This is a genomic window from Achromobacter sp. ACM01, from assembly GCF_014851745.1.
GTDB classification, from domain to species: domain Bacteria; phylum Pseudomonadota; class Gammaproteobacteria; order Burkholderiales; family Burkholderiaceae_B; genus Achromobacter; species Achromobacter aegrifaciens.
Genome location: NZ_JACVAF010000001.1, coordinates 1,171,441 through 1,183,144, shown reverse-complemented (window position 1 = coordinate 1,183,144; position 11,704 = coordinate 1,171,441). Strand labels below are relative to the sequence as shown.

Sequence of the window (11,704 nt, the reverse complement as noted above, 5' to 3'; positions counted from 1 at the left end):
ACTCCCTTCAGATCGCCTTGACGACAAGCAGTCCGCCATAGAGCAGCACGCAGGCTCCGCCCAGCCAGATCCACGCGCGCAGGCCGCTGGCGAAAAAGTAGACGGTACTCGCGACGCCGAGCCAGACGGGCGGCACCAGCCACATGGCCAACTGCGAACGCGTCGCCAACGGAATGCCGGCAGTCAATGCGGCCAGCGTTGCGCTGGCGCCCATGGCCAGCGCGAAGCCGAGCAATGCGCCCGCCAGGCTCTTCGATATCCAGTCGCGCCGGATCGGCGCGGGCTTAACGGGCTTCATGCGTATCGCTACCGCGCAGGCCCGCCAGTACGCCCAGGTACGGCATGAGACTGAAGAACAACATCAAGGCGGTGCAGAAAACGAACACGGCCGCGACGGCAGAGAATGCGCGCAGGCAACCCCAGCCGCCCAGCGCGAGCAGCAGAATGCCAGCGACGCGGGCGGGCAGGACCGGCCAGGACGTGGCGCCCCATCGCTGGTTGGGCGAAGCGCGATAGATACAGAAGCTGCCCAGGAACAGGCTCGCCAGGCTGAAAAGAATCAGGACTTCCATGGTCACCCCAGGATGAATTGCCCGAGACCTGCCTGCCAATCCCTGCTCCGAATCGACTGTCCGGAACAGGGACCGGCAAAACATCCCGCATTCAGAAACTGATGCTGGCGGATGCGGTTACGGTGCGCGCCGGCCCCAGCGTCACGATAGGCGTCGTGTCGCTGAAACTGCCGGCGTAATAGTGCTTGTCGAACACATTGTTGACATTCAGCCGGTACACGACGTCCCGGCCGTTGATCTGCGTGGCGTAGCGGGCGCCCAGGTCCAGTTGGCCCCAGCCCGGGATCTGCAGTTTGTTGGCCGCATCCGCGTACTGGCTCGAAGTCGCCTGCACGCGCGCGCTCAGCGTCACGCCGGGCATCCACGGCGTGTCCCATTCCAGCCCGGCATTGGCCTGCCAGCGCGGCGCGCCCACCGCGGTATTGCCGTCATAGCGGCCATACGAGGTCTTGACCTGCGTGCCTTGCGTGTAAGTGACGCCGCCCAGCACGCGCACGCCCGCAGCCAACTCGCCGAAGGTATTCCACTCCACGCCACGGACACGCTTCTCGCCGCCGTCCGCATACGTAGGCTTGGCCGTGGAGCCCTCCGTCACCAGCATGGGTTTGTCTATCTGGAAGAATGCCAGGGTATTGGTGAAAGTGCCGGCATTCCACTTGACGCCCAGCTCCTGCTGCTTGGTCTTGTAGGGCGCGAACACCTGGCCATAGTTGCTGGCGCTGGTGTCCGTGACGCTATCGCCCTTGCTCAGGCCCTGCACGTAGTTGGCATACAGCGAGACGTCCGGTCCCCAAGGTTTGACGACGATGGCGACAGCCGGTGTCACGGCGTCCTCGTCATAGCGGGCCGTCGTCTTGCCGGTCTTGTCGAAGTTCGTCGTCTTCACGCGCTGGTTGCGCAGGCCGCCGGTCAGGAGCAGCTTGTCGTCGAAGAAGGACATGGTATCCACCAGCGCCAGGCTGGACAGCGTGTTCTCCGCCGTCTTGGGCGCGCTGCCCGGCACCGCAGGCATGACCGGCGTGATCGGGTCGTAGATATTCGACTTGAAAGTCGATGCCGGCCCGGTGGCCGACCCGTCCTCCAGCTTCAGCAAGGAAGCCTGGAGCACCAGCTCGTGCCGTACGCTGCCCGTGTTGAACCGCGTGCGCAGCCCGCCCTCGGCCGAGGTGGCATCCGTGTAGGCGCGCTGGCCGATGATGGAGCCGGTGAAATTGCCATTGGCGTCGATCTGCCGCGCGTGGGTGCCATTGATCAGGCCCGATTGATGGCTGTCGCGCCTGCCCACACCGGCAAAGGCCGATACGCTGTCATTGAAGCGGTATTCAGCCCGCGCCATGACGGCGTTGCTCTGGATGCTGCCATAGCCGGTGCTGAACTGGTTGATGCGAGGATCGGGCGCTTCGGGCACGACCGAACCGCCGAACCAGAACATGGCCGGCGTGCCGCCCGAAAACGACTCCTGGCTATGGTAGGCGTCTATCGACGCGCTCAGGGCGCTGCCGCGATAGTCCAGGCCGGCGGACAGGAACTCGCGTTTTCTGGATTGGCCGTCCAGCGTGGTGGCGCCGTCGCTGAAGGAACCGTTGACGCGCGCGCCCCATTCATTGGCCGAGCCGAAACGGCGGCCGGCATCGATGGTCGTGCCCAGCTGGCCGTCGGCCTGCCAGTTCACGCCGAAGGTGGCATTGGGCGTGTCTTCCGCCCGCTTGGGAACCAGGTTGATCGTGCCGCCCACCGCGCCGCTGGGCGCCATGCCGCTGAACAAGGCGTTCGGGCCTTTCAGCACCTCCACCCGCTCGACGAACTCCAGCGGCGTGCGCCCCATGGGCGCCAGGCCATACATGCCGTTGATCGCCACGTCGTTCTGGTTGACGTCGAAACCGCGGATGCGGAAATTCTCGTAGGCGTGTCCGCTCGACGTCGTGAACCGCACGGAAGGATCGTTGGCCATCACGTCCGCCAACGTGCGCGCCTGCTGGTTCTGGATCAGCTCGGAGGTATAGCTGGTGACGTTGAATGGCGTGTCCATCACATCCTGATTGCCCATCAGGCCCAGGCGTGCGCCCTGCGCCACCTGCCCGCCGGCATAGGGCGCGGGCAAGTCTTCCTCCGAAACCGAACCCGCGGTCACGGTGACGGGCTGCAGCGTCGTGGTTTGCGCCGCGTTCTGGGCGGCGGCGCTGGCGGGAAGAATCAAGGACAGCGCGACTGCCGGGCTAAAGCACTGGACGCACAGCGAGATAGTCAACTGAGTTTTCTTGGCCACAATTCATCGTTCCAGTATCTAAATGCGAATGCTTATCAGATGAATTATATATTTAAGAAAGCACCGTTCGCCAAGAAATCAGGAGTCCGCAGCCAGAATCCGCTCGAATTGGCACGCAATTCAATAAGAATCAAAGGCTTATATTTTTTTGATTGACATCCCAACGCAAAATTCTGCGGCCTCGGTTTGGAAGTCGCCAGCGCGGGCGCGCTTGGCAGAAGCGACAAGGCCATCCCGGCATCCCCAAGCACAGTCCCCGCCGGTAAACTGCGCAGTCCTCTCGGCGCCGACAGGCCCATCGAACGCTTATATAACCCTGGAGAGCTACACAAGATGATCCGTCATCTGGTCCTTGCAGCATCGTTGGCCGTGGCAGGCAGCGCCGTGGCAGCCCCCTCTTTCAACTGCGCCAAGGCCGCGACTCCGGTCGAAAAAGCCATTTGCGCCCACCCGGCGCTGGCCGACCAGGACGCGGCCATCGCGCAGCAGTACAAGGCGGTACGCGGCAAGCTCGACGCCGAGGCAGTCAAATCACTGACCGCCGACCAACGTTATTTCCTGGGCGTGCGGGACAATATCTATGCCGAGCCCTTTTCGGGCAGCACGCCGGTCAAGGAGATCGGCACCAGCATGCGCTACCGCCTGAATTTTCTGAAGTCCATCGATCCGCAGCCGCCTGCCGGCTTTGTCGGCAAGTGGAAGAACGTCGAAGGTGAAATTGAAATCACCCGCGGCGCCGACGGCCAACTGCTCGTGGCCGCCAATTCGGCCCAGCCCTACAACGGCCGCTGGGTCTGCGATCTGAGCGGCAAGGCTGTCGCCGTAGGCGACAGCATCATCGTCACCTATCAGGACGGGCCGCCGTGGACGCTGGACCTGACGCGCCGCGGCGCTGTGCTGGTGGTGCGAGAAACGCCGCCCGCCGGGGGCGAGAAAGATGGCTTCGGTCCGCCGTTCTGCGGCATGAACGGCAGCCTGGAGGGAGACTGGTTCGCGGTGCGCTGATCAAAGGCATTCCGCAGCCGCACGCAAACTCGATGCGACTGCGTGCCGCCGGACACCACGATTACACCGATGACGCAGCCGTTCCGAGGGCTGCGGCCAGCAAATCGGCCAGGCCACGCCCGGCGCCGCCATCTTCATCAAGACGCGGATTGTAGATAGTGATCTCAAGGCCAACGGCCTTGCCGCTCGACAGGGCAATCCGCAGCGCGGCCGTCAGCTCTTCCCACGACAAGCCGCCAGGCACGCGGAAATCGACGGCCGGCATGATGGCGTCGTCAAGACAGTCTGCGTCGAGGTGGATAAAGAAACCATCCAGCTCTGCTCGCGTCAGATGATCGACTGCCTGCCGCGCAGCAGCCTCGATGCCCATCGAACGCACTGCCGGGAGATCAAGCGTCTTGAGCGCTTCAGGGAGCGGCTGGCTGCCGTACTCTTCCTGGTCCTCATGATCGCGATACGCGAACGCAACGGCGTCTTCAGGGCGGACCAACGGCCCGCGCCCTTCGATGTCGGCCAATAACGGCGGACCATGGCCGGTGACGAAGGCAAGATCCATCGAAGCGCCTTCGCCGTTGGGTTCCGCCTCCGGTTGGAAAAAGTCCGCGTTGCCGTCGATGAAGAGCAGACCGTAACGGCCGCGCCTGCGCAACGCGAGCATGGAACCCAGCAGGATTGTGCAATCGCCGCCTAGCAGCACCGGAAACTCGCCCGCATCAAGCAGCGCGCCCACCGCGTCGGCAAGCTTGGGCGACCACGCCGCAATGGCCTTGGCGTTCAGGGTGCCGGTCTCGGGATCCGGCGTCGGATTCTTGGGAGGCACGGCAAGTCGCCCGGCGCGGCGTGCACGGATGCGCTCAGCAAGGCCGTGGGCCAGCAGCTGATCAGGCAGGCATTCCACACCGTCGGTCGCCAAGCCTAGCGTGGAAGGGGCTTCGAGGATTGCATAGGAGAGAGTCGGCATCAGCGCCTCCGGGGCGGCCATTCCGCAAAAAATATGATGCCAGACTACAAATTGCGGCGCGAAAGCTCAATCCGACACCGTATCTTCCGTTTCCCTACGGAGACGCGGGCGGCTCCCATGACCCGTGCGAGCCCTGGAGCAAGACCCTCAAGCCTGCGCGCGGCGCGGCAGCCAGCGCCAGAACACGCCGGCCGCCACCAGCCCCAGCGTGCCGACACCGAACGATGCGCCGCCGAGCGACACCAGGGCGGTCAGCACCGACAGCGCCACGGGTCCGCCGCTTGAGCCAAGGTCGGCCATGAAACGCCAGATGCCGAGGAACTGCGTGCGCGCGCCCGCTGGGGCGGCGTCGGCGCCCAACGTCATGACGATGCCCGATCCGATGCCGTTGCCGAAGCCCAGCAGCGCCGACACCAGGATGAAGCTCGCCACCCCGTCGGTAAGCGGGATCGCCATCAGGCTCAGCCCCATCAGCAGCGTGCAAGGCAATGCCACCCACAAGCGGCCGCGCTGGTCCATCACTTTGCCCGCCGGATAGAACACCGACATATCGACTGCGGCGACCAGCCCGTAGATGAGCGAAGTGGTGGCGGCGTCGAGGCCCAGGTGGTCTGCCCACAGGGGAATCACCACCTGGCGCGACGCGCGCAGCGCGCTGATCAGCATCACGCCCACGCCGAGCGTGGCGTACACGCCGCGATGGTCGCGCGCAACCTCGCCCATGCGTGCGCGCGGCGCGCCCGCGCCCGCGCCCGCCGAAGGCTCGATATCAGGCGCCTTGATGGCGATGAGTCCTGCGCCGAGCATGGCGCAGATGGCAATCCAATAGGCGCCATCCAGCCCCACGAAATGAATCAGGGCCGCACCCGCGAACGGGCCGAAGAAAGTACCGATCCGCGTCGTACCGCCGAGCGTGGACAGGGCGCGCGCCCTGTACGCCAGCGGCACGACCTCGATCATGTAGCTCTGGCGCGCCAGCTGAAACACCGACTGCGCGCATCCTTGCATCAGCATGGCCAACGCCAGCACCCAGAGGTTGGGCACGCCAATCACGAGCAGCAGGCCGACCACGCTCAACACCGCCGCGCCAGCCATGGCGCGCTTCTCGCCGAAGCGATGGGTGATCAGCGCGGACGGAATATTGGAAAGCAGCGAGCCAACCCCGATGAGGGCGGCTATCAGGCCGGCGGTGGCTATCGACGCTCCTTGATCGCGGGCGGTGAGCGCGATCACGGGAAGAATGGCGCCGTTGCTGATGCCATAGAGCAGCGACGGGCCGAACGCCGGCACGGCGATCTGCTTCAGATTGAACGAATCGGGTTGCGACATGGCGGGAGAATGGGAGACCGGCCGCCTGTCCGCCGCCTTGCCACAGGGCACGGGACCGGTCCGGCGGACATTGGCGCGGGATGCCGGAAGTGTAGCTGGCGCCCCTCGCGCCCGCCTGTCGGCTAGCTGACAGCCGCCGCGTCTCTGGCCAGCTGTTCAACGTCCGGCAGATACCGGCTTTCCCTTCCCGGCGAAGCTGGCCGCATCGCTTGACAATCCTTGACTGTTGAGTCCTGGCGATACATTGCAACACACTGTAATCTTTTTCCATACAAATTGTGTCGGCCGAGCATGCGCTCGACTGTGTACCGTTCCACGCATTCGCCTGTCCATGCCCGCAACCCTTCTTGAATGGTCCGTGCCTGCAGCGATCCTGATGTGCGCCATCGGACTCTGCGCTGCACGCTTCATCGGCTTCAATACGCTCCGGTGGGGCTGCGCCCTGGCCAGCCTGGGCGCAGGCTACGCCATCATGCTGGTGCAGGCCAGCGCACTTTCCCCATATAAACAGGTTGTCGAGGATGCTTTCATTCTGGGCGGCGTCATCCTCGCCTGTCGCGCCCTCCAGAGCCGCAGGCGCAGCCAGGTTCCCCCCTACTTCGATGCTGCGGTCCTGCTTGCCTCGACGGCGATGGTAGTTGTCTCGGTAGTGCTGTTTGCCAGTGCGAAGCTGGAAACGTTCTTCGTGCAAGCCTGTTGCGCGCTCGTGACCTGGCGGGCCACGCTGTCCTTCGCCAGGCATGCCGTGACCACGTCGGACAGGGTGCTCACCGCCGCGTTCCTCTTCATCTCCCTCGTGTTGACGGGCCAGTGCATCCTGTACATTGCCGCCCCGATTCCGCCGCTCTCAACGGGCGAATGGAGAACGTCGGTCTGGGGCATCCTGATCCAATACACCGGACTGCTCGGAAGCATAGTCCTGACCTTCGCGGTCTTCATAGCGACGAGCTACGACGCCATAGAGAAGTACCGTCGCCACGCCCATACCGACGCCTTGACGGGCCTGCTGAACCGCCAAGGACTCGATAGTCTGCTTGCCTCCGGGCGCGCATTCTCGGATGCGGCAACGCCGACCGCGCTGATCATGGCCGACATCGACAACTTCAAGCGCATCAACGATGTCTTCGGCCACGCGTTTGGCGACATGGTGCTTGCCCGATTCGGCGCCCTGCTCAGGCCGCTAACGGACACCCGCATCCATGCGGCCCGGCTGGGAGGAGAAGAATTCCTGCTGCTGCTGCCCACGGCAAGCCTGGAAAGCGCCACCGCAATCGCCGAAGAGATCCGTGCCAGTTTCGTGGCGCAGCGCTGGACGCCACAGGTTCCAGATTCCTGTTTCACCGCAAGCATGGGAGTGACCGTCGTGCAGGCAGGAGAACCTTTCGCCAGCGCGTTGAAACGGGCAGACGACCTGCTTTACGAGGCGAAGCGACGAGGACGGAACTGCACGGTTGCGGGCATGGCGCCGGCCGAGGCCGGGCATGGCCGCCACGCGCCTGGCGACAACGCAAGCACTCAAGCGTGTTGCGCACAGGCATGAAGTCGCCGGCTCGGCCCGCGCCGCCCGCAGAGATCCCGGCAGGGTTCAATGCGGCGGGCAGCGCGCCGCGCTCATAGCGTCATGACCGGCTCGTCTTCAATCCGAAAGAACAAGGCGCTCGGCCCCATGATGCCCGTTCCGTCGAGATACTCGAAGGCAACGCGCTGGCCCGGCGCGGCAGCTTGCCCTAAATGCTCGACCCGGTACATCACGCCCCCGATGCGATAGTTGTGAACCAGCGTGGAAATGTTCGAGTTGGACGCGCGCACGCGATAGGTCACGACTTCCTCGACCAAGCCGCGTACCCCGTGCTTGTAGCGGGCCCGCTTCAGCCTGGGGCTGCGCATGCCCAGCACGAATCCCGTGAGAACGAAGAATGCGGCCAGCAGGATCAAGGGCCCCAGGAACAGGCTGCCGACCAGCGGGGCCAGGGCGAGCACGTAGAAGAACTTGCGCAGGCTCAATTCTTCCTTGCGCACGGCGTCGCGGTCGGCATTGCTGACTTCCTCGACCGAATTCCAGGCCTGCGCGCTCATCGGGTACTCGGCCAGCAACAGCACGGGTGGCGCATCGGGGTCCAGCGTCAGCAAGTGCAGGCGCACGGGTAGGTCCGTCAGCGCCACGGCCGTCACAGGCCGGAAACCTTCTCGAGTGTCCCTGGCGATCTCGTTCCAAAACGGCAGAGCTACGTCCACGCGCTGTTCGCCGAAGACGTAGCAGATGCCGGGACTCCCGGCCGGACCAAAACCGGTCAGGTGCCCGGAAACGATCTGCTTGGGTACACGCCCCTTCAACACCCGATTGAAGCGGCGCCAGGCTTGCGGCAGGCGCAGCAACCTGCGTCCAAGAAAGACCGCGAAGCAAGTCATCGCCACTGTGCACAACAGGATCACCACGCCGTCAGCGCCGCGGCGCAGGCTGCGATCGGACGCGCCAAGCACGACGAACATGATCGCGCTGCTCGCCAGCAGCAGGAACATCAGCCCCGCGAACACGGCCGTCAGGAATCTGCCGCGACGGCCACGGCGCAGCAGCACGATGTCCTCATCGGCCAGGGGTTCTTCGGTGACTTGCAGCATTGCGCTCATGCTACCCCGGCAGCTTGCGATGCTTGCGCGCCGCGCGTTCGGCCAGCCGCTGCGCCATATCCTGCTGGCGCTGCAGCAGATCGGCTATCTGCTCGGCGTAGAGGTCGGTGAGGTCGCCGGCCAGCGGCTCCACATCGGTCAGGTCATCGATCGCCACGACCGTCCCCGCCTGATCCACGCCCCAGATCCGGCTGCCGTCACCCACGACCTTCAGCACGGGCAGGATGCCGGGCAAACCGGCCTCGGCAAGCTGGCGCTGCTGCGCCGAGATGCTGGCCCATTCGGGCAACTCCGGCGCATCGATGCCCAACAGCACCAGGCCGCGCCAGAAAGTCCAGGCGGGGCCGACTTCGAATTCCTTCGCATGCGGCCAGACTTCCTCGCGCGCCATCACGCACAGGCCGTTGGTACGCTGGCAGAAGGCCGCAAACGCCGAAGGCAGCGGGAAGCCTACAGCGGCTTCCAGCCCGGCGATCGCCTCCGCATCGGGCGCGGGCGCGGCCACGACCTCGAAATGCTCGGTGTCCACGGGATCCAGGATTTCCCACATGCGTTGATGAAACTGTTCGGCGGTCATGGTCATGCAAGCATCCTGAAGCTAAGAAAAGTCCTGGTTCGCCGCGAAAGCGGGAGCCTTGAAAGCGCACCACTATATCTTTGATTGCGGCGGCAAGCGCTTCCACGACCTGCGCACACACCTCGACCTGCCTGGCCGCCATGACCGTTCAGCCCCGCCGGCCAAACAGCATCGCCAATCCGAACAGCGCTCCCAGCCCGCCAACGATAGCCAGCGACATCGACGGTTCGCGCAAGCTCAGCGCCATGACAGCCACACCCGCCCCCAGCACGATGATCAACAGGCCCACCAGGCGTCCTGCCGTGGAACCATAGAAATGTGTGCGGCGCGCCGCCTGCGTACCGGCGGGCTGGCGCGTATGCCACGCCGCCAAGGCCTGCTCAAACTCGCGCAACAGACGTTCACGTGTGGGCCGGTCCACTGCACTGACCAGCAACGTCGGCAGGCCGGGACGGACCAGCTTGAGATAATCGTCGGTGCCCCAGCGGGACAATTGGGCGAAGGCGACGGCGGAGCGGCGCGAAAACTCCAGCCCTTCGGACGTCACCTTGACGGTATTGCGTGTGGGAAAGCCCTTGAACGCCACCAGCGGCGGCGCCAGCAACCCCAGCACCGCCAGCACAACCGCCAGAACAATCGGCCCACGGTTGAACACCACCAGCATGAAGCTGCCCGCCGCCAGGGCGAAGGCCAACGGCACCGACAACTGGTGCCATCGGGTATAGACCGAGACCTGAATCCCGTCGTTGCTAGTCATGTTTGAGCCAATTCCATGTCGACTTCTCCGTGAATGACGCACGTGTCACGATCAGAGTGTAATCATGCGCCTGTGCGGAACCTGACGCGGCATTGCCTCCAAGCGCCAAGAGGCCGCTTTGGATACGGTGGCTCGGATCAGGATTCGCAGATCCAGTCCGCAGGCCGGTCATCCGCCGCGAAGCGTACGGCCGGCCAATAGCCATCCATGAACCAGGTCGCGTCGCGCGGCGCCAGGTGCAGCACGTAGCCCCCGTCGGCCGCGACGATCAGGTCGGATGGCGTGAAGTGTTCCAGGAACGTCACAGGGGGATCTTCGGGGTCGCCTGTGTCGCGTCCCGCCTGCCAGAGGAATTGCAACGCGGCGTCGCGGTGCGTCGCCAGCGCTTGAGCGATCGAGCGGGCCCGCGCCAGCAGCGGCGCCGCCGCCTGCTGATCAGCTGCGAGCAGCACCACGCGCAGCCGGCCTCCGTCGGCGGTCGCGCAGTCCAGCCAAGTCTCCTGGGCCGGCATGTGGTCGTGGGTATAGGGCCGCATGTAAGGTCCGCCTATCGGCGCTGTCGCGCCTCGGCACGACGCCGGCCGACGTGCATGATGGCCATGCCCGAGATCGCAAGGGCGGCGCCGATGAACAGATTCGCGGGCGTGGCTTCGCCCAGCCAAAGGCTGGAGAACAGCACTCCGAAGACGGGCACCAGCGTGATGTAGCCCGAGGCCGCGCCGGCGCCCAGCGCCTTCACGCCTTCGAAGTACCAGGCGTAGGCGATCGCGGTCGCCCCGAACGCCAAAGCCAGCAGGCTGCCCCAGGCGCTGGCCGGCGCCTGCCCCAGCTTCTGCCAGGCGGGAACGCCTTCCACGATCAGACTGGTGAGCAGCAGCATCAGCGCGCCAATCACGGTGGTCACCGTGGTGGTGGTCAGGGCGTCCACGCCTTTGAGCACCAGCCGGCCGATCAGGGTGTAGGCCACCCAGCAGGCCACGCAACCGAGCAGCAGCAGTTCGCCGATGCCTACGCCGGAGCCGGCGGCTGCTTGTGAAACCCCGCCGCCGATGGCGATATACGCACCGATGGCCGAAAGAACCATGCCGGCCAGGATGGCTGGATTGAGATGTTCGCGGAACAGGATCGCCGCCAGCAACAGCGTCGCGCCTGGATTCAGCGTCACCACGATCGCGGCCTTGCCGGCCGGCACCAGCTGCAGGCTCAACATGAAGAAGCTGGAGTAGCCAAAGACGCCCGCCAACGCGGCGGCGGCCAGGCCAAGCCATTGGTTGCGCGTCAGGGACTTCAGGCCACGCAGCGCCGAGGCGCGATGCATCCACAGAACCAGCACCACGCTGGCGAACAGGAACCGCAGGCTGGCCGCGGCCAATGGAGCCATGGCCTGGGCGACGACCTTGCCCCAGGACCACGACGCGCCCCAGAGCGCGGCCATGCCGACCAGGCGCAGGTGCGTGGCCATCAGCGTATTTTTCATCTGTGCTTCGAAGGTGAGCTGCGGTGGTCGCGCGGGGCGACGGTGAAAAGCAATGCGTCGAGGTTGTCTATCCGTGACAGCCGTCAGCGCGCATGCGGGATTTTAGCTGGCGCAGTTTCAACGCGATATTGC

The 11,704-nt window shown here is 64.9% G+C and carries 12 protein-coding genes; 2 read left to right on the top strand and 10 right to left on the bottom strand.

The window, feature by feature from the left end:
• Positions 1-7: 7 nt before the first annotated feature.
• From IB268_RS05460 to IB268_RS05450, 3 genes are all read right to left on the bottom strand, one after another.
• Positions 8-298, bottom strand: coding sequence for a hypothetical protein (locus IB268_RS05460; protein ID WP_054451890.1), 291 nt, complete (start codon positions 296-298; stop codon positions 8-10).
• On the bottom strand, positions 285-572 hold the full coding sequence (locus IB268_RS05455) for a hypothetical protein (RefSeq protein WP_054451891.1): 288 nt from the start codon (positions 570-572) through the stop codon (positions 285-287). The genes IB268_RS05460 and IB268_RS05455 overlap by 14 nt, the downstream gene beginning before the upstream one ends.
• Positions 573-663: 91 nt before the next feature.
• Entirely contained in the window at positions 664-2,838 is a 2,175-nt protein-coding gene (locus IB268_RS05450; RefSeq protein ID WP_192353934.1) for a TonB-dependent receptor, read from the bottom strand.
• 333 nt (positions 2,839-3,171) lie between these two features.
• Here IB268_RS05450 and IB268_RS05445 point away from each other — a divergent pair, with 333 nt between their 5' ends.
• Positions 3,172-3,843 (top strand): lysozyme inhibitor LprI family protein, encoded by a 672-nt coding sequence (locus IB268_RS05445; RefSeq protein WP_119452018.1) that lies wholly within the window; start codon positions 3,172-3,174, stop codon positions 3,841-3,843.
• A 61-nt stretch (positions 3,844-3,904) separates the two neighbouring features.
• Here the strand turns inward: IB268_RS05445 and IB268_RS05440 are convergent, their stop codons facing one another.
• Both IB268_RS05440 and IB268_RS05435 read right to left on the bottom strand, forming a co-directional pair.
• Positions 3,905-4,804: an arginase family protein gene (locus tag IB268_RS05440; protein ID WP_192353933.1), complete on the bottom strand. Its 900-nt coding sequence runs from the start codon at positions 4,802-4,804 to the stop codon at positions 3,905-3,907.
• Between the two features lie 147 nt (positions 4,805-4,951).
• Positions 4,952-6,133, bottom strand: a complete 1,182-nt coding sequence (locus IB268_RS05435; RefSeq protein ID WP_119452017.1) for an MFS transporter — start codon at positions 6,131-6,133, stop codon at positions 4,952-4,954.
• 331 nt (positions 6,134-6,464) lie between these two features.
• Here IB268_RS05435 and IB268_RS05430 point away from each other — a divergent pair, with 331 nt between their 5' ends.
• Positions 6,465-7,673: a GGDEF domain-containing protein gene (locus tag IB268_RS05430; protein ID WP_175212577.1), complete on the top strand. Its 1,209-nt coding sequence runs from the start codon at positions 6,465-6,467 to the stop codon at positions 7,671-7,673.
• 71 nt (positions 7,674-7,744) lie between these two features.
• On the opposite strand, the gene IB268_RS05425 is transcribed toward IB268_RS05430, so the two are convergent.
• The 5 genes from IB268_RS05425 to IB268_RS05405 form a co-directional block, all read right to left on the bottom strand.
• A complete protein-coding gene (locus tag IB268_RS05425) occupies positions 7,745-8,761 on the bottom strand; it encodes a hypothetical protein (protein ID WP_192353932.1) in 1,017 nt (338 codons plus the stop codon).
• Position 8,762: 1 nt separating this feature from the next.
• The gene (locus tag IB268_RS05420) at positions 8,763-9,344 is read right to left on the bottom strand and encodes an SMI1/KNR4 family protein (protein ID WP_192353931.1); all 582 of its coding nucleotides are present in this window, start codon (positions 9,342-9,344) and stop codon (positions 8,763-8,765) included.
• A gap of 142 nt (positions 9,345-9,486) precedes the next feature.
• Complete coding sequence (locus IB268_RS05415) at positions 9,487-10,095, bottom strand: hypothetical protein (RefSeq protein WP_192329320.1); 609 nt, start codon at positions 10,093-10,095, stop codon at positions 9,487-9,489.
• 137 nt (positions 10,096-10,232) lie between these two features.
• A complete protein-coding gene (locus IB268_RS05410; RefSeq protein WP_192353930.1) occupies positions 10,233-10,631 on the bottom strand; it encodes a hypothetical protein in 399 nt (132 codons plus the stop codon).
• Positions 10,632-10,642: 11 nt separating this feature from the next.
• Positions 10,643-11,572, bottom strand: a complete 930-nt coding sequence (locus IB268_RS05405; RefSeq protein ID WP_054451900.1) for a DMT family transporter — start codon at positions 11,570-11,572, stop codon at positions 10,643-10,645.
• Positions 11,573-11,704: the final 132 nt, after the last annotated feature.